This window comes from Ureibacillus chungkukjangi (assembly GCF_003217295.1).
Classification (GTDB): domain Bacteria; phylum Bacillota; class Bacilli; order Bacillales_A; family Planococcaceae; genus Ureibacillus; species Ureibacillus chungkukjangi.
Genome location: NZ_QJTJ01000015.1, coordinates 63,798 through 86,806 on the forward strand (window position 1 = coordinate 63,798; position 23,009 = coordinate 86,806).

The 23,009-nt window shown below is 38.9% G+C and carries 22 protein-coding genes; 20 read left to right on the plus strand and 2 right to left on the minus strand.

Annotated features, from left to right (window positions below; genetic code table 11):
• Nucleotides 1-241: 241 nt before the first annotated feature.
• The 13 genes from BJ095_RS11800 (at nt 242) to tcuA (ending at nt 14,854) form a co-directional block, all read left to right on the plus strand.
• Nucleotides 242-1,198: a VOC family protein gene (locus BJ095_RS11800; RefSeq protein ID WP_107935360.1), complete on the plus strand. Its 957-nt coding sequence runs from the start codon at nt 242-244 to the stop codon at nt 1,196-1,198.
• 28 nt (nt 1,199-1,226) lie between these two features.
• Nucleotides 1,227-2,027, plus strand: a complete 801-nt coding sequence (locus tag BJ095_RS11805; RefSeq protein ID WP_107935361.1) for an FAD synthetase family protein — start codon at nt 1,227-1,229, stop codon at nt 2,025-2,027.
• Between the two features lie 11 nt (nt 2,028-2,038).
• The gene (locus tag BJ095_RS11810) at nt 2,039-2,932 is read left to right on the plus strand and encodes an isocitrate lyase/PEP mutase family protein (protein WP_107935362.1); all 894 of its coding nucleotides are present in this window, start codon (nt 2,039-2,041) and stop codon (nt 2,930-2,932) included.
• Entirely contained in the window at nt 2,929-4,335 is a 1,407-nt protein-coding gene (locus BJ095_RS11815) for an FAD-binding protein (protein ID WP_107935363.1), read from the plus strand. The genes BJ095_RS11810 and BJ095_RS11815 overlap by 4 nt, the downstream gene beginning before the upstream one ends.
• 32 nt (nt 4,336-4,367) lie before the next feature.
• Entirely contained in the window at nt 4,368-5,096 is a 729-nt protein-coding gene (locus BJ095_RS11820; RefSeq protein ID WP_107935364.1) for an SDR family NAD(P)-dependent oxidoreductase, read from the plus strand.
• Nucleotides 5,097-5,121: 25 nt separating this feature from the next.
• A complete protein-coding gene (locus BJ095_RS11825; protein ID WP_107935365.1) occupies nt 5,122-5,571 on the plus strand; it encodes a GlcG/HbpS family heme-binding protein in 450 nt (149 codons plus the stop codon).
• A 2-nt stretch (nt 5,572-5,573) separates the two neighbouring features.
• Nucleotides 5,574-6,971 carry an FAD-dependent oxidoreductase gene (locus tag BJ095_RS11830; protein WP_107935366.1) on the plus strand — a complete coding sequence of 466 codons (1,398 nt, stop codon included), beginning with the start codon at nt 5,574-5,576 and terminating at the stop codon, nt 6,969-6,971.
• A gap of 32 nt (nt 6,972-7,003) precedes the next feature.
• Complete coding sequence (locus tag BJ095_RS11835) at nt 7,004-7,849, plus strand: aspartate/glutamate racemase family protein (RefSeq protein ID WP_107935367.1); 846 nt, start codon at nt 7,004-7,006, stop codon at nt 7,847-7,849.
• A 260-nt stretch (nt 7,850-8,109) separates the two neighbouring features.
• Nucleotides 8,110-9,948: a XylR N-terminal domain-containing protein gene (locus BJ095_RS11840; RefSeq protein WP_107935368.1), complete on the plus strand. Its 1,839-nt coding sequence runs from the start codon at nt 8,110-8,112 to the stop codon at nt 9,946-9,948.
• Between the two features lie 254 nt (nt 9,949-10,202).
• On the plus strand, nt 10,203-11,396 hold the full coding sequence (locus tag BJ095_RS11845; protein WP_107935369.1) for an acyl-CoA dehydrogenase family protein: 1,194 nt from the start codon (nt 10,203-10,205) through the stop codon (nt 11,394-11,396).
• Between the two features lie 99 nt (nt 11,397-11,495).
• Nucleotides 11,496-12,458: a VOC family protein gene (locus BJ095_RS11850; protein WP_107935370.1), complete on the plus strand. Its 963-nt coding sequence runs from the start codon at nt 11,496-11,498 to the stop codon at nt 12,456-12,458.
• Between the two features lie 19 nt (nt 12,459-12,477).
• On the plus strand, nt 12,478-13,317 hold the full coding sequence (locus BJ095_RS11855; protein ID WP_107935371.1) for an alpha/beta fold hydrolase: 840 nt from the start codon (nt 12,478-12,480) through the stop codon (nt 13,315-13,317).
• 31 nt (nt 13,318-13,348) lie between these two features.
• Entirely contained in the window at nt 13,349-14,854 is a 1,506-nt protein-coding gene (tcuA, locus tag BJ095_RS11860; protein WP_107935372.1) for an FAD-dependent tricarballylate dehydrogenase TcuA, read from the plus strand.
• A gap of 48 nt (nt 14,855-14,902) precedes the next feature.
• Here the strand turns inward: tcuA and BJ095_RS11865 are convergent, their stop codons facing one another.
• On the minus strand, nt 14,903-15,124 hold the full coding sequence (locus tag BJ095_RS11865) for a hypothetical protein (protein ID WP_107935373.1): 222 nt from the start codon (nt 15,122-15,124) through the stop codon (nt 14,903-14,905).
• Nucleotides 15,125-15,216: 92 nt separating this feature from the next.
• Between BJ095_RS11865 and BJ095_RS11870 the strand changes: the two genes are divergently transcribed.
• Nucleotides 15,217-15,687: a hypothetical protein gene (locus BJ095_RS11870; RefSeq protein ID WP_107935374.1), complete on the plus strand. Its 471-nt coding sequence runs from the start codon at nt 15,217-15,219 to the stop codon at nt 15,685-15,687.
• A 197-nt stretch (nt 15,688-15,884) separates the two neighbouring features.
• On the opposite strand, the gene BJ095_RS11875 is transcribed toward BJ095_RS11870, so the two are convergent.
• Nucleotides 15,885-16,853, minus strand: a complete 969-nt coding sequence (locus tag BJ095_RS11875) for an asparaginase (protein ID WP_107935375.1) — start codon at nt 16,851-16,853, stop codon at nt 15,885-15,887.
• An 84-nt stretch (nt 16,854-16,937) separates the two neighbouring features.
• On the opposite strand from BJ095_RS11875, the gene prsW reads away from it, so the two are divergent.
• The 6 genes from prsW (at nt 16,938) to rpsA (ending at nt 22,870) form a co-directional block, all read left to right on the plus strand.
• On the plus strand, nt 16,938-17,612 hold the full coding sequence (prsW, locus tag BJ095_RS11880) for a glutamic-type intramembrane protease PrsW (protein WP_107935376.1): 675 nt from the start codon (nt 16,938-16,940) through the stop codon (nt 17,610-17,612).
• A gap of 208 nt (nt 17,613-17,820) precedes the next feature.
• Nucleotides 17,821-18,588, plus strand: a complete 768-nt coding sequence (gene sleB / locus BJ095_RS11885; RefSeq protein WP_235867654.1) for a spore cortex-lytic enzyme — start codon at nt 17,821-17,823, stop codon at nt 18,586-18,588.
• 12 nt (nt 18,589-18,600) lie between these two features.
• Nucleotides 18,601-19,890: a PepSY1/2 domain-containing protein gene (locus tag BJ095_RS11890; protein WP_107935378.1), complete on the plus strand. Its 1,290-nt coding sequence runs from the start codon at nt 18,601-18,603 to the stop codon at nt 19,888-19,890.
• Between the two features lie 173 nt (nt 19,891-20,063).
• Nucleotides 20,064-20,723 (plus strand): flagellar brake protein, encoded by a 660-nt coding sequence (locus BJ095_RS11895; protein WP_107935379.1) that lies wholly within the window; start codon nt 20,064-20,066, stop codon nt 20,721-20,723.
• A 200-nt stretch (nt 20,724-20,923) separates the two neighbouring features.
• On the plus strand, nt 20,924-21,598 hold the full coding sequence (gene cmk / locus BJ095_RS11900) for a (d)CMP kinase (protein ID WP_107935380.1): 675 nt from the start codon (nt 20,924-20,926) through the stop codon (nt 21,596-21,598).
• Nucleotides 21,599-21,724: 126 nt separating this feature from the next.
• The gene (gene rpsA, locus BJ095_RS11905; protein ID WP_107935381.1) at nt 21,725-22,870 is read left to right on the plus strand and encodes a 30S ribosomal protein S1; all 1,146 of its coding nucleotides are present in this window, start codon (nt 21,725-21,727) and stop codon (nt 22,868-22,870) included.
• The last annotated feature ends 139 nt before the right edge of the window (nt 22,871-23,009 follow it).

Here is a 23,009-nt window from a genome sequence, read left to right on the forward strand (position 1 = left end):
TGGTAGTCTCATTTTTATTATGAAAATTACTTCAACTTAAAAACCAATAAAAACTTACAGAAAATGAAGTGTAAGACAGATAGTTTATGCTCTAGAACAGTAAAAAGTATTTGTGTAAGATTTCAGTATATTCAAATTAATATTGTGTTTTCAACTATTGAAAGTGTAGTAGAGTTGGTTTCTTCAATAGTTAAAAATTCAAATTGAAAACGCATTCAGCAAATCTATTGGGGGAGATTGAATGAGTAAACCTGAACTTTCAAAACTAGGCTATGTAGCATTGGTTACACCAGATCTTGAAAAATCCTTATGGTTTTTTAAAGACGTGATTGGTCTTGAAGAAACGGTAAATGTGGATGGTGTGCATTACTTAAGAGCTTATGGCGATTTTGGTCACCATACATTATCCATCGAAAAAGGTGAAAGTGGCTATGTAAAGCATGTAGGCTGGCGTACGAAAAGACCAGAAGACGTTGCTGCATTTAAGCTAGCTCTTGAACAACATGGTATTCAAGTAGAATCGATTGCAGCGGGTACTACAAAAGGAGTCGGGGAGACAGTGCGCTTCCAATTACCAAGTGGTCATTCCTTTGAACTCTATTACGATATGGAAAAACCGGATGTAGAGGAGCACCGTCGATCTGTACTTAAAAATCAGCCTTATAAAGCTTGGGCGAAGGGTATTTCACCAAGACGTTTCGACCACATCAATATCCACTCAGCGGTAAATGTAAAGGAAACTTATGATTTCTTATTACAGCAACTTGGCTTTAATATGCGTGAGTATGTGGTTGATGATGAAGGCAATACAGTTGCTGGCTGGATGAGTGTAACTCCTCTTGTACATGATGTAGCATTTATCGCTAAGCCATCTTTACCAACTCCAGCAAGACTTCACCATTTATCATATTGGTCGGATGATTCTCAGGATATTTTAAGGGCTGCAGATATTTTAAAGGAAAATGGCTTACAGTTTATCGGACCAGGAAAGCATGGAATCTCTCAAGCTCTTTATCTATATGTCATGGATCCAGGCAGTGGATGTCGTGTTGAACTGTTCACTGGTGGTTACTTAATTTTCGAGCCGGATTGGGAGCCTGTAGAGTGGTCTTTAGAGGAGCGCACATTAGGTAATACCTATTGGGGAGACTCTGTTCAAGATAAAGAACTGAATAATATTACGATAGAAGCGAAATAAAAGCTTCGAAAGAAGGGAGACAGGTGCAATGAGGACGATTGTCATCAATCAGGAAGACATAATTCATTGGCAGGCTAGAATTCCGAATCATGTGATTGCATTGGGCTTCTTTGATGGACTTCATAAAGGGCACAAGAGAGTAATTTTAGAAGCTAAAAAAGTGGCCAATGAAAAACAGCTACCCTTGTCTGTCATGAGCTTTTTCCCGCATCCCAAAAGTGTACTGTCGAAAGGGAAGGTTGAAGTAGATTATCTAATGCCGCTTGAGGAGAAACAGAAGCAGCTTGAGTTATTAGGCGTCGATTATTTCTTTGTCGTGGAATTCACTATGGAATTTGCCTCGCTGTCGCCGCAGCAATTTATTCAAGATTATGTACTAGGTCTTGGAGCAACACATGTTGTATGTGGCTATGATTACACATACGGGAAAATGGGAGCAGGAAATGCCGCGTCAATTGCTATTGATGGCATGAATAAATTAGATGTGTCAATTGTGTCAAAAGTAGATTTATGTGGTGAAAAAATTAGTTCTACGAGAATACGAGAATTGCTTTCAGATGGCAATGTTTCATTTATCTCAGAGCTAATTGGAAAACCATATACGGTGGAATGGTGCGCGCAAAACGGTCTATTGCCATACTACACGCTTCCATCTGCGGGTCAATATGAAGTGACTTTGACAGGTAAGCTAGTCAATGAAAAAGCCATCATTTCTGTAATCAACAAAACGGAAATTGACTATGGCTCTATAAAAATTCCTTCAAATGACCGGGTCACAATCACTTGGCATAGAGAAATTAGAAATGAAAAATACAAAGCTATTAGTTAAAGGGTGAGGAAATGTCGAAAAATACTCAATTTAAATCTTTGTTAAAGCAGCCGAATGCATTTATAGTTCCTGGAGCTTATGACGGCATGACAGCAAGACTTGTTGAAGAATTTGGTTTCCCGGCAATCTACGCAACTGGAGCAGGAATTTCCAATTCTCAGCTTGGCTGGGCCGATGTGGGCTTAACAACGCTGAATGAAATTGTGGATGTTGTGAGTCGTATGTCAGATGTTACAACAGTACCAATCATTGTTGATGGGGACACAGGCTTTGGGAATGCCATAAACGTTATTCGAACAGTGAAATCCTTGGAGCGAGCAGGTGCTTCTGCCATTCAGCTTGAAGATCAGGTTTCACCTAAAAAATGTGGGCATTTTAATGGGAAACAAATTATTTCTAAAGCTGAAATGGTCAATAAAATAAAAGCTGCTGTTGATTCAAGAACTAATGAGAATTTCACGATTATCGCAAGAACAGATGCAACTGCCATCAACGGTATTGAGGATGCAATTGATCGCGCAAATGCCTATAAAGAAGCCGGGGCTGATGTTCTGTTTGTGGAAGCACCAACAACTATCGAACAACTAAAAGCGATTACAGCAAGTGTACCAAACGTACCTCATATTTTAAACATGGTAGAGGGGGGCAAAACACCGCTCGTTTCCTTAAAAGAGGCTGAGGAGCTTGGTTTCCATCTTATGCTTTGTGCAAATACAGTGCTTCGTTCAGCTATTAAAGGAATTCGTGAAAGCTTAAGTGTTCTTAAGCGAGATGAATCTCAAGAAAATATTCATGAGCTCATTTGTACTTGGGAGGAGCGTCAAAACCTGTTTAAATTACACCAAGTTAAAGAATGGGAAGACAAATACTTAAAGGACGTAGATGTAGAGGAGGTCCGTTCATGACACGTCAGGTAGACTTTGACCTAGCCATTATTGGCTGTGGAGCTGCTGGAACTGCAGCTGCTTTAGCTGCTGCTGAGAAAGCAAAGGATGCAAACCAGAGCTTGAAAATCGTCATTCTAGAAAGAGCTGACTACGAGCAACGTGGTGGCAATACAAGATGGACAGCAGCTTATATGCGTATGGAAAATATCGATCAGCCCGCACCAAATTTTGTAGAGGATATGGTAGCATTCTCAGATAATTATGCGGACAAAAGCTATATTGAAACATTGCACAAAAATGCCGGCTCTACTTTAAGATGGGTGGAATCAAAGGGAGTCGACTTTGATTATTTGCCAACAATGTTCTTAACGTCCTCTAAGCCTCGCTTGCTTCCAGTTGGAGGCGGACGTGCCATTATCGATACCTTGTCACTACGTGCACGAGCACTAGGCGTAGAAATTATCTATGAGGCAACAGCCTGGAACCTTTCTCTGGACGAAGCAGGTGCAGTAAATGGCTTGAAGGTTCGCATTAAAGGCGGAGAAACAATGGAGCTTAACGTGAATGCAGTTATATTAGCAGCAGGTGGTTTCCAGGGAAGTCATGAAATGATGGCTCAATATATTGGCCGTGATGCTCATAAAATCCCACCTGTTTGTGAGGGTGGATATTTTAACAAAGGCGAAGCGATCCGTATGGCGATGTCTTTAGGAGCAAAAGGTGCTGGACAGTGGGATGCATTCCATGCTGAGCCAGTGGATCCACGAAGCAAGCGTGAGGAAGCAGGCGTGATGCTGTATCCATATTTCATTTTAGTCAATCAGGATGGGCAGCGTTTTACTGATGAAGGATATACAACAATTGATGAGCAGTATGAGGCAGTTGCACGAAAAATCTTCTATGAATGTCCAAATCATATTGCCTACATGATTGCCGATCAAAAAATGTACGATATCCCGAATTATACGGAAGCACTTCAAACAGAGCAGCCTCCAATTCTAGCAAATACTTTAGAAGAGCTAGCAGAAAAATTAAACATACCAAAAGAAAATTTAACAAAAACAGTGAGCGAGTTTAATAAGGCTGTTCAACCCGGCGAGTTTCTATGGAATAAAAAAGATGATAAAAAAGCACTTGGAATTACCCCCGAGAAATCGAATTGGGCAATCCCGATAGAAAAAGGACCATATATTGCCTATCCGATTATTTCCTGCAATGTATTTACTAACGGTGGAATTGCTACAGATACGGAAGGTAGAGTTCTTTCAAATGATAATGACCCTATCCCGGGGCTATATGCAGCTGGTGAAATGACAGGTCTTTACTACGGGAAATACCCAGGTGGTACTTCAGTACTACGAAGCTTAGTTTTCGGAAAACGTGCTGGAGAGCATGCAATTAGCTATATTTCTTCAAAATAGAAGTCTTATTCATAGATAAGGGAGAGTTGCTTGTGGAGTTAAAGGGGAAAGTGGCTTTAGTTACCGGTGGAGGAAGAGGAATAGGCCGTGAAACCTGCCTATTATTAGCTTCATATGGAGCGGATGTAGCTGTTTGTGCTCGCAGTGAATCTGAATGTGATGAAGTAGTACAAACAATCAAGGATCTGTATGGAACCAATGCCATCACTGTTATTTGCGATGTAGGAAATCTAGATGACGTAAAGAAATGTGTAGCAAAGGTAACTAGTGAATTAGGAAAGATTGATATTTTAATAAATAATGCAGGTGTGATGAGCTTAAAGCCATTTGTTGAGACACCAGTTGAAGAATGGCAATGGGTACAAGACATTAATGTGAATGGTCCATTTTACTTATGTAAAGAGGTTATTCCAGACATGATCGATAGAAAAGATGGAATCATCATTAATATTGCATCTATTTGGGGAACTAAAGGTGGGCCAAACCGTAGTGCTTATATTACTTCAAAGCATGCCATTATTGGATTTACAAAGGCATTAGGTGAAGAAATGAAGCCATATGGAATCCGTGTAAATGCCATTTCTCCGGGACCTGTGGATACGAAAATGATGACGGATATCGCACCTGATTATGATAAGTCAGCTTGGTTAAAGCCAATTGATATTGCCAATGTCATTGTGGATTTAGTTTTACCTAAATCTGTAGCAGTAACAGCTACAACAATTGAAGCCTTCGGAAAAGGTCAGCCAGTATCAAATTAAACTTAAAACAAAGGGGTTATATAAAATGACGGAATTTGTAACAGCAATTGAATCAAAAAATATTAGCTTAGAATTTGCCAATAGATTACTAGAAGCAGCAGTACAAAAGGGGAAGGAGCTTGGAATTCCTTTTAGTATCGCGATTGTCGATAAAGTAGGAAACCTAAAAGCATTTGCGGCTATGGATGGTGCACCGGTGCTTTCTTTAGAGATTGCACAAAACAAAGCATTCTCAGCTGCTGCTTATAATCGCGCAACACATGAATGGTACGACCGTTTAAAGGACGATCCACCACTATTACATGGAATTGTTCATACAGAGCGACTGGTTATTTTTGGTGGAGGCTATCCAATCAAGATTAATGATGAGCTAATTGGTGGAATCGGAGTAAGTGGAGGCCATTATTCTCACGATATGCAAGTATGTGAAGCTGCTCTTGAAGTAGCAAGTGAATTCAACTCAAAGGTTGTGTAGCTATGGGTGGTAGTTACAACGTAATCATTGTCGGTGCAGGAATGGCTGGTCTTTGTGCAGCCTGCGAGGCAGCACAAAGTGGCGCGAAGGTATTAGTGCTAGAAAAAGAGGAAGCCATTGGTGGAAGTTCCCTGCTTAGTGGTAGTTTTATGGCGTTTGCCGGAACGGATCTCCAAAAAAAGGTTGGAATTGTTGATACTTCCGATCTTCTTATTGAAGATATGCTAGAGGTAGGCCAGGGGAAAAATGAAAAGAAGCTGGTTGAGGCATACGGAGCTCACCAATTAGAAACCTATCAATGGTTAGTTGAGAATGGCGTGGAGTTTGAGGCAGTTCGAGCTGCAAGTGGTCATAGTGTACCTCGAGGACATACGATAAAGCCTCTACAGGCGATAACGACTTTATATAATAAAGCGTTGGCAACGGGTAATGTTAGCTTTGAATTAGAAGCTATTGTCAAAAGGCTGCGGAAAAATTCCGATGGTCAAATCTCCGTTGTGATTTATGAAAGAGATGGACTTGAATATTTTGCAAAAGCAGAGCAAGGTGTCATTTTAACCTGTGGCGGCTTTTCAAAAAGTGAGGATATGCTTGAATCCTTTGCACCACAATTACATGCAGCTTTAAGAATTGGTGGAAAAGGGAATGTTGGAGATGGCATAAAGCTTGCCTGGGAGCATGGTGCTTGGGTAAGAGACTTACCATATTTACAAGGTACCTATGGATTCCATCCGACAGCGAGTGGTGAAAAAAAATCCCAAGCACATGTTTTTTATAAGGGTGCCATTATCGTGAATAAGCAGGGGAAACGATTTGTTAATGAATCTATTTCCTATAAATTACTTGGTACCGAGGCTTTGAAGCAGCCTGAAACAGTAAGCTATCAAATTTGGGATCAGGCTATTATGAATGAAAGTGTTTCTGGAGATGCCCTTTATGACTTCGAAAACTTGTACGCCCTTGGCTTAATCGAAAAAGCAGATTCCTTAGAAGAATTAGCGAAAATGATTGATGTACCTGTTGTGAGTCTTAAAGAAACAGTCGCTAAATATAACGAAGATATACAAAGTGGCGGGGACCAGGAATTTGGCAGAACGACATTAACCCATACATTTGGTCAGCCCAAGCCGATAATACAAGCTCCATATTATGCAATGGTAACAACGGTTGCTATGTTAGCTACTTATGCCGGTTTAGAAGTGAACGCAGATGCAGAAGTATTAAACCCCTATAATGAGCCGATTGAAGGGCTTTATGCAGCTGGTGAAATCGCTGGAGGCTTCCATGGTGCTGGTTATATGACAGGAAGCTCTCTTGGGAAAGCATCTATCTTCGGAAGAATAGCGGCTCAAAAGGTAGTAGCTAAGCCTGTTCAAATAAAAGAAAATCTATCAATCTGAATTTAGTTGATAGACTAAAGAGGGTGAAAGAGATGAAAATTTGGCATCAAAGCTTAACATCAATAGAAAATGTGCCTGCCTATCGTGATGCGGTTATTGCACATATTCAAAAGGTTGCACGCCCAGATGTTGAGGTTGTATTGCATGGAATGTCGAACGAAACCTATCCGACTGAGTATCCAGGACATTTCATTACTTATTCCTATTTACAAAACTTACACCGTGAACAGTTCATTAAAAGCGCCTTGATAGCTGAAAGTGCTGGCTATGATTGTATGTTTATCGGGACAATTCCAGATGTAGGGTTACTAGAGGCAAGAACGCTTGTTGATATCCCGGTGATTGGTTATGGGCAAGCCTCTCTTCATATAGCATCAATGCTTGGCGACAAAATCGGAATTGTCAATTTCTTGGCTCCCTTAGCTGACCAATTAAGGTATAATGCTGGTCAATATGGCTTAAGTGAAAAACTAGGGCCAATTGTGCAGACCAAAATTGGATTTTACGATATTTTAGAAGGCTTCAATAATCCACAGCCAATTATCGATTCCTTTATCGAAACGGCAGAGGAAGCTATTAAACAAGGTGCAGATGTGATTATTCCCGGAGAAGGTCCTATGAATGTATTCCTCGCAACGCATGGGGTAACTCGTGTAGGCGATGTGCCAATTGTAGATTCTTTTGCTGCGGGTATCAAAATGTGTGAATCCCTAACAGACTTAAAGAAAAATTCTGGTGTAACTATGACTAGAAAAGGCTATTATAACGCCAAGCCACCTGAAGAAGCGGTCATCAAGCTTCGCGAATTCTACAACAACCAAAGCAATATCCACGCAGGGTTGGACTATGGATTGTCTGTGAAGGCAAAGCAAATCTAGATATTTTGGCAGCAATATAACATGGTCACCGTTGTGTTGACTCGAGTTTTACGTTTTTTGACCGAATCTCCACCTATGTAAATTTCATTAGCTTCATAGAGGCAACCTATTCGTAGGTTGCCTCGTCATTTTCAAGGAAGATATTTTGTAAAATGTAATTATTTCTCTAAAACAACTGGTTTTTTCTCGTAAATTATCATATTATGTCGTTAAGGTTAATATATATATCTCATAAGGTTTGTATAGATTAGGGGGATTCTATGGTACATTCAGAGACATTTAATCAATATGAAGACAAAATAATATCAACGACCTCCGCAACCTTTGGATTATTGAGAAAAGAGCTAATAAGTAATTTAGGGATGAAGAGAGCCAAAGCGTTTCTATTAAGATATGGCTGGAATCTAGGTGTTGCTAATGCTAAAGAAGTCTTACGCAATCCAGCAGGACTAGAGGAAATGCTAGGTAAGGGCGGTCTACTACACCTACAAACAGGACAAATTTCTAAGATGGTTTCCGAAAGAACCCTAGAGACAGATGAAAACGGAGAAGTTGTTTATATTTTTGCAACTGGAAAATGGATTGACTCCTTTGAAGTAAAAGAGCATCTCAAAAACCATGGGCTCTCTAATTATCCGGTTTGCCATACGCTAGCAGGACTTGGTAGCGGCTTTACCTCAATGATTACAAAGAGAAAAGTTTTTCTAAAAGAAGTTAAATGTCGTGCGATGGGGCATGATGAGTGCTGCTACGAAATGAGATTAGAGGAAGAGTGGCACGATGATACCGAGATGCTTGAAGAAATGCAGTTATATAAGGAAAGCAGCTTCATCGATGAATTGAATTATACCTATGAACAATTACTTGACCAAAAGAATTATATAGAAAAGGTTTCTACCTTCCATGATACTTTGACAACAAAATTATCAGAGGGTCATTCTATTGAAGAGGTTATCAATACAGTATCACAAACACTGGATATTCCGGTTACAATTGAGGATTTGAATTTTCAGGCAAGGCTTTATGTAGGGATTGAGCAGGAAACCTATGACACTTTAAACGCAGATTTTTTAAGCTATATTTCGAGGACAAGAAGTGGAAAAATCCAATCCGCAGCCTACGATAAAACCTTTATCATTCGCGGGAAATTGCATAATCGTTTAGTTACACCAATTGTTGTGCAAAATCAAACGATTGGCTATATGACCTTTATTTATACCGATAAATCTATCAAGCTTGAAAAGGACCTAATGTTTTTACAACGAGCTGCCAGTTCAGCTGCAATTTATTTTTTAACTGAAAAGGCAAGCATTAAAGGTGTAGAAAATATCAAGGGCTACTTTTTAGAACAATTACTGCTAAAGCAATATTCTTCAAAGTCGAATATTATTTATCGTGGATATTATATGGGGATAGATTTAAAAGAACAATACTATATTGCTTCTTTACAATTTTCATCTGACCATCGGGATACAAGTAATATCGAATTTCATGACCAGGTAATTCAGTCGATTACAAGGTATCTTGATATGCAAAGCTATCAAATTTTAATAACTCAATTTGAAAGCCAAATTGTCATGCTGTTACCGAAAGTAAATGAGCTGAATTTTAAGCTAGAAAATATCCTGAGTCACTTAAATAATCAGTTTAGACTAGTCAATTTCCGTATTGGGATAAGTAATGAAAGTGATTCTATCGACAATATTACAGAGAGCTTAGAAGAATCGCAAATTGTGCTACGCATTAACAATCAGGATCAGATTGTATTCTTTGAAAATGCAAATATTATTGGGACACTTATTAATTCTAAAAATATGTCTACAATTCGTCGTAAAGCACAAAAGGAATTACAGCCAATATTACAGTTAAAAGAAGTGAAGAGAGACGAATTATTAAAAACGATGTATGTGTTTTTGATGAATGGCGGGAATTTACAGCAATCCATTAGCGATCTTTCTTTATCAATGAGTGGTTTGATGTACCGAATCTCAAAGATTGAAAAGCTATTAAATAAGGAATTGCGAAATCCTATTGCTGCTTATGAATTATTATTAATGCTAGATGCACTTAAGATTTTAGGAGATATTGATGTATCGTAGCGAAAGTGCGTTAGTTATAAGAATGTGTAAAAAATTATTGAAAATAAGGGTATTTTATCGGGTGAGCTTTTGCCAGATAAAATGCCCTTTTTTATTACTGCACTTTAGGTGAAACGCTTTCACGGTAAATTTAAAAACCAATAAAATTTATCGAAAAACGACTTCATTCTTGAAGGGTTTTTCACCTTACATTTCCTAACAAAAATCTATAAATTTGTATTAAGTAATTCATATTCTTAAGAGGGGTGTAGCATATGGGTCAAGTATTAAAACAAGAGAATCCAGTGGAGGTTGCAAAATCACTGGTTATAAAACTACAAGAACGAGCACAAGAAACAGAGGATAATAGAAGAATACCTGAGGAAACAATACGAGAGCTTAAAGAGGGCGGCTTATTTACGATGCTGCGTCCAAAAAAATATGGTGGTCAGGAGCTAAACTTACGTACCTACAGTGAGGCTGTCGTTGAAATTTCAAAAGGCTGTGCATCTACTGGTTGGATTGTAGCGCTTTGTGCAATTCGTGAGCTAATGGTTGCAGAGTCATTTACAGAAAAAGCACATGATGAAATATTTGGAGAGAACCCTGAGGACGTATTATTTGCTGGTGTCTATGAACCTAGAAAATGCGTTGTGAAAAAAGTAGAGGGCGGCTATTTAATAGAAGAAGGCTTCTGGATGTTCTGTTCAGGTTCCTTACATGCAACTTGGGGCTATTTTGGTTTCCCAATTTATAACGAAGAAGGCGTCATGGTAGATCAAAAGCTAATGACTGTACCATTTAAAGAGCTAGAGATCAATGACGATTGGCATACGCTTGGATTAAGAGGAACAGGTAGTAACAGCGTCAAAATGACAAATGTATTTGTACCAGATCACCGTATTACATCATTTAGCTCAGCGTTAAATGGAAACTTTGAATCTAGTCATTTACGTGATATCCCGCTTTACCATTCTGCACTATTCCCAGGGCTAATTTTATCTCTTGGATTACCTGGTTTAGGAGTATTGAAAAATGCATTGGAGAGTTTCAAGGAATCTCTTCCATTTAGAAGAGCAGCACATATGGGAGTTGAGTTTGTAAAAGATGCGGCAAGTACGCATGCGATTTTAGCAGAGGCTTCCTTAAAGGTTGAAACGGCCGAGCATTATTTCTACGGCTTAGCAGATGAAATCGATCGTTGGGCAAATGAGAAAAAGTATATGGAGCGTCAAGCTCGTGTAAAAGCACTTGCTGATATCGGCTACGCTAACAAATTGTTAAAAGAAGCTCTTGATTTATTGCTTGCAGGTAGTGGCTCAGGTTTTGTATATGATGGGCATCCGATGCAGCGAGTTATACGTGATTTCTTAACATTACACTCACATCGCTCACTTTCTCCAATTATTACTTTAGAAAACTATGGACGTGAGTTAGCAGGCTTAAAAACAAATGCAATAAGATATTAAGCAAAATTTTGAATGCGATTACAAAATGTAAAAGGGATTTGGTGCTAGACATCCGAGTCCTTTTACGCTTTGACTATTTTCATATGTGGGGGGAGCTTTATGACAAAGCCTGAAATTGCGAAATTAGGATATGTTTCTCTAGTTACACAGGATTTAGAGAAATCATTAGGTTTTTTTAGAGAAGTAATCGGTTTAGAGGAAACAGAAGCAATCAATGGCGTGCACTATTTACGTGCCTGGGGTGATTTTGAGCATCATACTTTATCGCTGGAGCAAGGTGAACGTGCCTATGTAAAGCATATCGGCTGGCGTACGAAGGCTAAAGAAGATGTGTCTGGATTTAAAGCGCTACTGGGGGATGAAGGGATAGCTGTTGAGACTATTGCCCCCTGGAGTACTCCTGGAATTGGAGAAGCGATTCGTTTTGAAGCACCGAGTGGACATACCTTTGAAATTTACTACGATGTAAAGAAACCAAAAGCGCCGGAGCATCGACGTTCTGTATTAAAGAACCAAACCTATAAAGCTTGGGCTAAGGGGATTTCCCCACGCCGTATTGATCATGTGAATCTTCATACCTCCGAGGATTGGCAGGTAACCTATAAATTCTTCCAAGAGATTTTAGGGTTTAAATTGAGAGAGTATTTAAAGGTAGATGATGGCGACCAAATTTTGGCTGGTTGGATGAGTGTTACGTCGCTTGTCCATGATGTGGCACTTGTTTCCCGTAAAAAGGATGAAATTCCAACCAATGCCCGCCTGCATCATCTTTCCTACTGGGTGGATGATTCACAGGATGTTTTAAGAGCAGCCGATATTTGCAAGGAATATAATCTTCCAATCTGTGGCCCTGGAAAACATAGTATCTCCCAAGCGTTATATCTGTACGTAGCAGATCCAGGCAGTGGTTGCACAGTGGAGGTATTTACTGGTGGTTATCTAATTTTTGACCCTGATTGGGAGCCAGTTGCATGGAATGAATCAGAGCGTGCACTTGGAAATACGTATTGGGGAGATAGTATCTCAGCAAAAGAAATTGTCAAATACACAATTGAAGCTTAAGAAAGGGAGAGTTGATAGAATGGTGAATGTTGTAAGTGGTGTAGTGAAAACAGAAGGCTTTGAAACCTATTTAAATCGTTCAGGTGAGGGGAATAAGGAAGCAATCCTATTTTTACACGGCTCTGGTCCAGGGGTTACAGCGATTGCAAACTGGAGACCGGCACTTGAAGCTTTAGGAGAAGAATTCGATTGTTTAGCACCAGACCTTTATGGTTTTGCAAACAGTAGTCATCCTGAGGTGCCTTTAAAAAATCGCCAAGCTTGGATGGATGAGTGGGTCAAGCAAGCTATTGAATTAATTGATGAGTTAAATATTGAAAAAGTAAACCTTGTAGGGAATTCATTGGGCTGCTCAGTTGCTTTAGAGCTATTACTTGAATATCCAGAGCGCATCAATAAAGTCGTTTTAATGGGGCCAGGTGGAACGCCAAATACAAAAATAAGCTTTGAACTAGCACGAGCAAAAAGCTTCTATGATAATCCTTCCAAGAAAAAGCTTCAGCAAATTATGAGCTGGTTTGTTTATGATGTAGAAAAAATGTGGCCACTGATTGAATCAGTAACTGATTATCGTTATGAAAATGCCATGAGACCAGAAGTGAGACGTTCAAATGATTCCATCTTTGCAACGGCCGCTGTGCCAATTCCAACGGTTGCTTTAAACCGTATCGAAAATGAAGTACTGCTAGTGCATGGTTTAAACGACAAAGTATGTTCAATTGAGTCAAGCTACTACTTAGCTGAGCATTTGAAAAATGTACAGCTTCATATTTTTGGTCAATGTGGTCACTGGACGCAATTAGAAGAAAAGGACCGTTTCAACCACCTAATTCACACTTACTTTTCAGGGAAATTATAATTTAATTGCTTAGGCGAAGCGAGGTGGGAAAATGACACAGGAATTTCAATATACGGCAGATGTTGTGGTAATTGGTGCAGGTAATGCTGCAATGTGTGCAGCGATTGCAGCAAGAGAAAATGGGGCGAAAACAATTGTGCTAGAAAAGTCGCCTGAAAAAGAAAAAGGTGGCAACACTACCTATACACATGGCTCCATTCGATTTGCTTACAATAACAATGAAGAAATTAAACAAATCATTCCCGATTTAGAGGAAGAGGATTTTAAAATTACGGACTTTGGTAGCTACTCCGAGGAGCAATTTTATGATGATCTTTGTCGGATGACAGATTATAGAACAGATCCAACACTTGCAAGCTTACTGACAGGAAAAAGCTATGAAACGATGAAATGGCTTACCTCTCATAATATAAGGTTCATCCCAATCTATGGAAGGCAGGCTTTTAAGGTTGATGGCATCTTCAAGTTTTGGGGAGGCATGGTTCTAGAATCGGTTGGTGGTGGGCATGGTTTAGTGGAAGCTCTTCATCAGGAAGCAAAAAACAATGGGATATCTATTCTTTATGACACAATGGCCGTAGAGCTTATTCACACGGATGATGGAATTGCAGGTGTGGTTATTAAGGAAAAGGGAAAAACTAAAACCATACAGGCGAAGTCAGTAGTCATCGCTTCAGGTGGCTTCCATGCAAATGTTGAAATGCGTACGCGTTATTTAGGTCCTAAATGGGATGTCGTTCATACAAGAGGAAGCAAGTATAACACAGGAGAAGGCATCCAAATGGCACTCAATATCGGCGCATTGCCAGCCGGGAATTGGTCACAGGCGCACTCGGTGACGGGAGATCGCTATTTGCCTGATTTTGAAGAAGGCTTCCAAAAGTTAAGCTATCCTTTTGGCGTCATCGTGAATAGTGAAGGCAAACGCTTTGTCGATGAAGGTGCCGACTTTAGAAACTACACCTATGCCCAGTACGGGAAAATGATTTTGGAGCAGCCCAATAATTGTGCTTGGCAAATCTTTGATGCCAAAGTATCACTGTTTTTACGGGAGGAATACAAAGGAAGAAAAGTGACAAAGGTAAAGGCTAATACGTTGGAGGAATTAGCTGATAAAATCGGTGAAATCAATAAGTCGTCGTTTTTAAGTGAAATACAAGCCTATAATAATTCGATTGATGACTCCATTCCATTTAATCCAAATATTAAAGATGGTAGGAAAACGGAAGGGTTAGCCATACCAAAAAGTAATTGGGCTAACAAAATTGATACGGCACCCTTTGAAGCCTACGCAGTCACATGTGGCATTACCTTTACTTACGGTGGGGTCAAAATCAACGAAAACGCACAGGTACAAAGTATATTATATGAAGGAATTCAAGGTCTTTACGCTGCAGGTGAAGTAGTGGGAGGTTTATTCTACAAAAATTACCCCGGTGGAGCTGGCTTAATGGCAGGCTCGGTTTTCGGCAAAATCGCCGGAGAAAACGCAGCAAAACACGCTTTAACTCAGCCGGAGTCAACATTAAAATCATAATAGTATTTGAAGTAGCTACTCACGACGCGGGGTAGCTGCATTTTTGATTTAAAAGGAAAAGATGCTCATAAGGATGATCAATAGTCCTCCTCCGATAAAATAACCGCCCCAGCCAGTTTTCTTATTTTTGATATCATCGTAGCCCGTAATAAAGAAAAATATGCCCAGTAATAACTGCCCAACAGAACTAAATCTATAGTCCATTGTAATTATACTGTATAGCGATAGAGCTACAACTAATATTGGAAGTAATATTCTAGTTAATTTCATGCCAATCCCCCCTTATTTAAGGGTAACAAAATGATTTGTAAAATAAAACCAAAAAATGATAAATCTCTGTGCAGCAAAAGGTGGTGGGATACTTGATTGTGCTAAGTGACAAGCAACGTCAGTGCCCCAAAAGAAGCGGAATCATCAAGAACGGGAAGAGAGAAGCAGTGTCAGTTCCCCAAAAGAAGCGGAATCATCAAGAACGGGAAGAGAGAAGCAGTGTCAGTTCCCCAAAAGAAGCGGAATCATTAAGAACGGGAAGAGACAAGCCGTGTCAGTTCCCCAAAAGCAGTGGAATCATCAAGAACGGGAAGAGAGAAGACGTGTCAGTTCCCCAAAAGCAGCAGAATCCTCAAGAACGGGAAGAGACAAGACGTGTCAGTTCCCCAAAAGCAGCAGAATCCTCAAGAACGGGAAGAGACAAGCCGACTCAATTCCCCAAAAACAGCAGAATCCTCAAGAACGGGAAGAGACAAGCCGACTCAATTCCCCAAAACAGCGGAATCCTCAAGAACGGGAAGAGAGAAGCCGTCTCAGTTCCCCAAAAGCAATGGAATCATTAAGAACGGGAAGAGACAAGCCGACTCAATTCCCCAAAGCAGCAGAATCCTCAAGAACGGGAAGAGACAAGACAACTCATTACCCCAAAAGCAACTGAATCCCCAAAACCGGTAACTGACAAGCAATCTCATGCACCCCAACAGCCAACCAAAAAAAGTTCTCCATCAAAAGACGAAGAACCTTTATTCACTAAAGCTATTTAATTGAAATATTCCTTTAAGTCAATCGGTGTGTTTTCTTGGTTTAGGCCGATTAATAGCTTTAAGCGGGCTTTTTGGCCGTTGATGCCGTTTGCGAAGATTACGCCCATGCTTTCAAGGCTTTTTCCTCCGCCTTCATAGCCGTAAATACCTTCTGCAATTCCGTTAAAGCAGCGGGATACTAAAATGACCGGAATTTTAGCGTCTAATAATTTTTGGATTCCCACAGCAACATCAGGTGGGACGTTTCCTTGACCTAAGCCCTCTAGCACAACACCGTCATAGCCTAAAGTTAATATGGCTTCTAGCAAGTCTCTTTCCATTCCAGCATATACTTTTAGAAGTGCTACTCGTTTTTCGATGGAGTTGACCTCCACATAGCGGCGATTCACTGGCGCTTGGTGAATATGGACCATTTTCTTTGTTACTAATCCAATGGGTCCATATTGTGGGCTTTGGAATGTATTGACACTCGAAGTCGATGTTTTGGTAATGTTGAATGCCTGATGGATTTCATCGTTCATCACCACAAGAACGCCTTTGTCTCTTGCCTCATCACTACATGCCACTCGAACTGCTTCAACTAAGTTATAAACACCGTCTGCCCCAAGCTCATTAGAGGATCTCATTGCACCGGTTAAAACAATTGGAAAATCATATTGTGTTGTTAGGTCTAAGAAATAGGCTGTTTCTTCTAATGTATCTGTTCCATGAGTAATAACTACACCATCAACAGAATGATCCTTTTCATATTGCACTAATACATTACGTAAATGGAGCATTTCCTTAGTCGTGATATGAGGAGACGGATAATTAAATGCTTCCATTTCAACAATGCTAGCATATTTGTTTAGTTGTTCACTCACACCTAAAAGGGGATTTTTTTCGTTTGGAAGTACCGCTCCAGTTTCATTCATTTTCATGGAAATTGTACCACCAGTATGAATTAATAAAATATTTTTCTTCATGGGAAAAACCTCACTTAACCATCTTTTCTATTGCTACTAATGTTATAATAACATTAATGAAGTTTTATGGAAGGAGTGTAGCTCATGTTAATATTGTTATCCGCAGCCGTAGCTCCCGGATTGGCTTTGTTAAGCTATTTTTATTTGCGAAATCAAATGGCAACAGAGCCGAGAAAAACGTTATTACAGGCCTTCTTCTTTGGGACATTAATCACTTTTCCTATTATGTTTATTCAGTATGTCGTAAAAGAGGAGGAAGCCATTACAAACCCATTTTTTGCAGATGTATTATTTTCCAGTGGGTTAGAAGAATTTTTTAAATGGCTTGTTATCTTTACGCTTATTTTCAGGCATATTGAATTTGATGATCCTTATGACGGGATTTTGTACGGTGCCAGTGTTTCACTCGGCTTTGCTACAATCGAAAATGTACTTTATTTACTTACATTTGGGATTGATACAGCATTTGTCAGAGCAATTTTACCGGTTTCTAGTCATGCCTTATTTGGCGTTGTTATGGGATATTATTATGGGAAAAGTAAATTTGCGCAAAATGATAAGCAAATCGAATACTTAGTTCTTTCTTTCTTCGCACCCTTGTCATTACATTTCACTTACAATTCCATCTTAACATTCCAAGGGTATTGGGTTTATTTAATAGCACCGTTTATGTTGTTCTTATGGTGGTTTGCTTTGAAAAAGGTCAAATTAGCCCATCAACACCTCGTGCAGCATTTGTTTGAACAAAACAAAATTTAAAAGCTTCTATTTTCATTCCAATTATGAAAATGGAGGCTTTTTTAGTGTGGAAAAATAGGGTTTATGTAAATCAATAGAGCCTTGGCTGAGTAAAATTTGTTTTTGTCATTTTTAGCTTTATATGTTTTTTCTGAGTAAAAACGTATAAAAGTGAATCTTTTTTACATGCTATGAGAAAGGAGTGAAATAAATGGTAAGAAGTATTTTTATGACTATCATTTTAATATTTGGCACACTTACAATTATAAAGCCAAATGAACCATTAGCATTTTCGGGTCAAACAATTGAACGCGGAGCATTTGGAGATGATGTTATCGAGTTACAGGCTCGGTTACAGTATGTTGGGTTTTATAAAGGTAAAATTGATGGGATTTTTGGATACGGAACATACTGGGCTCTGCGCAATTTCCAAGAACAATATGGACTTGGGGTAGACGGTATTGCAGGAGGTCAGTCTAAGGATAAGCTAGTAAAGGCAAGTGAGTACCATAGAGATTGGGTTTATGAACAAATAGAAAAAGGAAATCGATTTACTCATTATGGCGGGAAACCATTGGCGCAACAAACAAGTGCTGGTGCTGGAACAGCTGAAAGTAGTGATGTTCAGCTTCCGGTAAAATATTCTGAAAGAGATCTGCAATTAATGGCTAATGCTGTTTATGGAGAAGCGCGTGGTGAACCTTATGAGGGACAAGTGGCTGTAGCTGCGGTTATTTTAAATCGATTAGAATCGGCAGAATTCCCAAATACGATTTCTGATATCATTTTCCAACCGGGAGCATTTACAGCCGTAGCAGATGGGCAAATTTGGTTAACGCCTAACGCGAGAGCAAAAGAGGCTGTATTGGATGCCATGAATGGATGGGATCCAACTGAAAATGCACTTTACTATTTCAATCCAAAGACTGCTACTAGTAAATGGATTTGGTCAAGACCGCAAATTAAGCAAATTGGTGAACATATATTCTGCTACTAAAGGAGGGACAATATGAAGAGTGCTATCTATTTACTTTCCATTGCCGTGTTAGCGCTAGGGTTATATTCTTATGAAGTGAGAAAAGAAAATACGAATTTACAACAAACCGTTCAGGCACAATATACTAATTCCTTAACAAACGCTTCAGACAAACTATCGACCTTGCAGGAATCCGTTTCACAATCTTTACTATTCCAAGACGAAAATGCACTAAATAATGAACTGGATAATATTTGGCGTATTAGTAACGAATTTCGTTCAACTATTAGTAGCCTTCCGCTAAGTAGAGAAGTATCAAATGAATGGCTTCGATATGTTGGGAACATCGGTGAAGAAGCAAAATATGCAGCAGACAATGGTGACTACGAATCTTGGCAAAAACGCATGCCTGTTGTAAATCAGAATTTACGAGCCTTAGCTGATGAATGGACTGTCGCAACAGCGAATTTTTATCAGAATGATGCCAGTATTTCTGAATGGGCTTCTGTAGCTGAAAAAGAAACAAGTGAGTCTCAATTTAAAAATGTTACGGCAAATTTAAAATCCTATGGTGAAACAGATTTCCCATTAACAGCTAGTGAATCTGATTGGCTGAAGAAAAGAGAGCTTCAAAATCTAGATGATAAAGAAATTACAAAAGAACAGGCGATAGATAAGCTTGAATTACTCGTACCAGGTGTTAAGGATGCCACTTACACGGTAACAAAGAGTAAGGATGATGCCCCATATCCTTTCTATCACATCCAATTTGTTAAAGGAAGTCGAATTGGATATGCTGACATCACTGAAAAGGGCGGCTATATATTATCCTTCTTATCTGAACGTCCTGTTCAAGAAAAAACAGGAATTACTCAACAACAAATTCGCGATCAAGTTATGGAACTATTAAATCGAGCAGGTTATAAAGATTTACAATTGGTTGAAATGCGTGAAAACCATCAAGCATGGCATTTGTCTTTAGCTCGAGTTGTTGGGGATGATAAGGCGCTTGTTTACCCAGATGGAATTCAAGTAAAAATCTCTAAGGATAGCGGAGAGCTATTAGGGCTAAACGCTATGGAATATGTACAAAAAGAAGAAATCAATGAAGACCAAAAAGTAGAACCAATTGATTGGGAAGCGTTCTTCAGACCGGGTACTACTGTTGAAGAAGAGCAGTTAATCTTTACTGAAAATGAAGCTTTCCAGCTAAGAAAGTGTTATCAAGTCATTGCACGCTTTGATAATGATTTAAATGAAACATTCCGAGTTGTTGTTGATGCAGAAAATCATGATGTTATAAAGGTTGAGTACATGAATTAATCCCTTGCCTCCACATATAGCTTTTTTATCTAGGTGAGCACTTCATTCCCATGGATTATTCTAATAGTTCTTTATGAATATCCATGAGAATGTAGTAAAATCTCCTGATGATATAGAAAAAAAGTAGTATTCGTGCAATAATGAAGTCATTATGATTGTGCGAGGCGAAGATTATGCAACTAAAAATAGGGACTGCATTGACTTTAGAACCCACTTATACAGATAGAGTCGAAAAATTCCGGTGTAAAATAGTTGAACAAGAAAATAACATAATTTATATAGACTATCCGGTTAATACTTTGACAAACAAAACAGCTTTTTTAGTAGATGGTGCACAATTTCGTGCCACATTTGTATCAGAAGATAAAGTGAGCTATGCCTTTAACACAGAAGTTTTAGGCCGTAAGCTTGGTAATATTCCTACGATTTTGCTATCGTGTCCTCCAATTGAAGATTTTGTGAAGATTCAAAGACGGGAATTTGTTCGAGTTAATACCTCTGTAGATATTGCACTTGACTATAATAATAAGTTTTATCAGTTTGTAACTGAAGATATAAGTGCTGGTGGCTTAGCGATTCATTTCAATAAAGAATTTCCATTTAACGAAGGGGAGAGCGTAAACCTGACAATCGTTTTACCTTTTATGAACGGAGAAATCCGTTATGTTAAAACAGCTGGAAGTATCATTCGTATAATAGAAAAGAATCGTATTTCCATAGCCTCACTTCAATTTACAGATACAGAGGATATTGACAAGCAGTATATCGTCCGATTTTGTTTTGAAAGACAATTGCTAAATAGAAGGAAACTAGAAGCAAATACAACTAACTAATCAGCTGTCCCAAGGGTTTGTGCAGACAAACTTTTGGGGCATTTTTTAGGTAATTGTTTAAAGTGGGCCTGCATTTTAGAGAAGAAAATTTTTGTTGTAAATGAGTGATTGTAGTCACAAAAATATGGACAATTACAGGTGTAACAACTAAGTAATTACTTCGTGAATATGGTACAATATTGTAGGAAAGTAGGGATTTTATGGATAAACAAATTCAAATTGCAATCGATGGACCAGCAGGAGCTGGAAAAAGCACTATAGCAAAAATTGTTGCAGAAAATTTAGGCTTTACCTATATCGATACAGGTGCAATGTATAGAGCAGTTACGAATAAAGCAATATCTCAAAACATAGAATTAAGTGATGCAAACTCTTTAGAAATTATGTTATTAAATACTTCAATTATTTTAGAGCCTTCACCAAATGGACAACTTGTTTTTGTTGATGGGGAAAATGTAACAGAAGCAATTCGTTCAAACGAAGTAACAGCAAATGTAAGTGAAGTTGCAGCACATGCAAATATTCGTGAAATCCTTGTGGCAAAGCAACAAGAACTAGCTGCACGCGGTGGAATTGTCATGGACGGAAGAGATATTGCAACACATGTTCTTAAGGACGCGGAGCTGAAAATTTTCATGTCGGCTTCCGTTGAGGAAAGAGCAAAACGCCGATTCATCGACAATGAAAGAAGAGGTATTCCTTCTACAATTGAAAAACTACAAGAAGAAATCGCATTACGCGACAAACTTGATAGTCAACGAGAAGCATCTCCATTAATTCAAGCAGAGGATGCCATTTATCTTGACACAACAGAGCTTTCAATTGAAGAAGCAGCTGGTGAAATTTTAAAATTAGCCAAACAACAAATGGCTTAAAATCAGCCTCTGTTTAGTACTTCAAGAAAAAAGTTTATGAAATTTCTGATATTAAAGGAAAATTTTTTGTTTTTATGGACAATTTAGAATAAAATAGAAATTGGAAGATGCGAAGGAGGGTTACATATGTCTGAAGAAATGAACTTAGGATCAAACCAAGAATTTCGAGAAGGAGATATTGTGAAAGGTGTTGCTGCTCAGGTAGATGAAAAAGCAGTAACAATCTCAATCGAGGGTGCTCCTTTCGATGGGATATTACCAATCAGCGAACTTTCAAGCTTACACATTGAAAAAGCTTCTGACGTTGTATCAGTTGGTGATGAGCTAGAGCTGATGATCACGAAAGTGGAAGATGAAAACTTTGTTTTATCTAAACGCAAAGTCGATGCGTTAAAAGCATGGGATAAGCTTGAAGAACAATTTGCATCAGGAGAAGTGTTCGAAGCAGAGGTTAAGGATGTTGTGAAGGGCGGCCTAGTTGTAGATTTAGGTGTACGTGGCTTCGTTCCAGCATCACTTGTGGAAGATCATTTCGTAGAAGATTTCGAAGACTATAAAGGCAAAACATTAACTTTTAAAATTACTGAGCTAGATAAAGAAAAGGGTCGTCTGATTTTATCTCACCGTGCTGTACTTGAGCTACAAAAAGCGTCTAATAAAAAACGTGTTTTACACGAAATTAACGCTGGTGATGTAATTGAAGGAACTGTTCAACGATTAGCACCATTTGGAGCATTCGTTGATATTGGTGGTGTGGACGGATTAGTTCACATTTCACAGGTCTCCCACGATCATGTAGACGATGTAAGTACAGTATTGTCAGAAGGGCAAGCTGTAAAGGTAAAAGTACTTTCTGTTGACCCGGAAAATGAGCGTATTTCATTGTCTATTAAAGATACATTACCTGGACCTTGGGTAAACGTTGCTCAACAAGTAACAAAAGGTGCTATTCTAACTGGTACAGTAAGACGTTTAGTATCATTTGGTGCATTTGTCGAGCTGTTCCCAGGAGTAGAAGGATTAGTTCATATCTCTCAAATTTCACATAAGCATATTAACACTCCTCATGAAGCCTTAAAAGAAGGTGAAGAGGTACAAGTGAAAGTCCTAGATGTGAACGCAGATGAAAAACGTCTGTCTTTAAGTATCAAAGAACTTCAAAATAATCCTGAAAAAGAAGAAGTATTCGACTATGAATTACCAGAAGAAACTACTGGCTTCTCTTTAAGTGATGTAATTGGAGATAAACTAAAAGGCTTTACAAGTAAATAAAGCTACAGTTTAAAGGCGTGCCGAATTCGGTGCGCCTTTTTTGCGTGTGTGCCAGGCATGGCAACTATCTAGGTGGTGAAAGTCCACTGTGGGGGTACACATCGACCAACCACTAAGGAAGCGCAAGGTACTTATCGTG

Bases quoted from the DNA above. Each gene is read 5' to 3' on its own strand.
- BJ095_RS11810 (WP_107935362.1), top strand. From the start codon at position 2,039: ATGTCGAAAAATACTCAATTTAAATCTTTGTTAAAGCAGCCGAATGCA.
- BJ095_RS11845 (WP_107935369.1), top strand. From the start codon at position 10,203: ATGGGTCAAGTATTAAAACAAGAGAATCCAGTGGAGGTTGCAAAATCA.
- BJ095_RS11865 (WP_107935373.1), bottom strand. From the start codon at position 15,124: ATGAAATTAACTAGAATATTACTTCCAATATTAGTTGTAGCTCTATCG.
- BJ095_RS11890 (WP_107935378.1), top strand. From the start codon at position 18,601: ATGAAGAGTGCTATCTATTTACTTTCCATTGCCGTGTTAGCGCTAGGG.
- prsW (WP_107935376.1), top strand. From the start codon at position 16,938: ATGTTAATATTGTTATCCGCAGCCGTAGCTCCCGGATTGGCTTTGTTA.
- rpsA (WP_107935381.1), top strand. From the start codon at position 21,725: ATGTCTGAAGAAATGAACTTAGGATCAAACCAAGAATTTCGAGAAGGA.
- sleB (WP_235867654.1), top strand. From the start codon at position 17,821: ATGACTATCATTTTAATATTTGGCACACTTACAATTATAAAGCCAAAT.
- BJ095_RS11805 (WP_107935361.1), top strand. From the start codon at position 1,227: ATGAGGACGATTGTCATCAATCAGGAAGACATAATTCATTGGCAGGCT.
- BJ095_RS11895 (WP_107935379.1), top strand. From the start codon at position 20,064: ATGCAACTAAAAATAGGGACTGCATTGACTTTAGAACCCACTTATACA.
- tcuA (WP_107935372.1), top strand. From the start codon at position 13,349: ATGACACAGGAATTTCAATATACGGCAGATGTTGTGGTAATTGGTGCA.
- BJ095_RS11815 (WP_107935363.1), top strand. From the start codon at position 2,929: ATGACACGTCAGGTAGACTTTGACCTAGCCATTATTGGCTGTGGAGCT.
- BJ095_RS11830 (WP_107935366.1), top strand. From the start codon at position 5,574: ATGGGTGGTAGTTACAACGTAATCATTGTCGGTGCAGGAATGGCTGGT.
- BJ095_RS11840 (WP_107935368.1), top strand. From the start codon at position 8,110: ATGGTACATTCAGAGACATTTAATCAATATGAAGACAAAATAATATCA.
- BJ095_RS11825 (WP_107935365.1), top strand. From the start codon at position 5,122: ATGACGGAATTTGTAACAGCAATTGAATCAAAAAATATTAGCTTAGAA.
- BJ095_RS11835 (WP_107935367.1), top strand. From the start codon at position 7,004: ATGAAAATTTGGCATCAAAGCTTAACATCAATAGAAAATGTGCCTGCC.
- BJ095_RS11850 (WP_107935370.1), top strand. From the start codon at position 11,496: ATGACAAAGCCTGAAATTGCGAAATTAGGATATGTTTCTCTAGTTACA.
- BJ095_RS11800 (WP_107935360.1), top strand. From the start codon at position 242: ATGAGTAAACCTGAACTTTCAAAACTAGGCTATGTAGCATTGGTTACA.
- BJ095_RS11875 (WP_107935375.1), bottom strand. From the start codon at position 16,853: ATGAAGAAAAATATTTTATTAATTCATACTGGTGGTACAATTTCCATG.
- BJ095_RS11855 (WP_107935371.1), top strand. From the start codon at position 12,478: ATGGTGAATGTTGTAAGTGGTGTAGTGAAAACAGAAGGCTTTGAAACC.
- cmk (WP_107935380.1), top strand. From the start codon at position 20,924: ATGGATAAACAAATTCAAATTGCAATCGATGGACCAGCAGGAGCTGGA.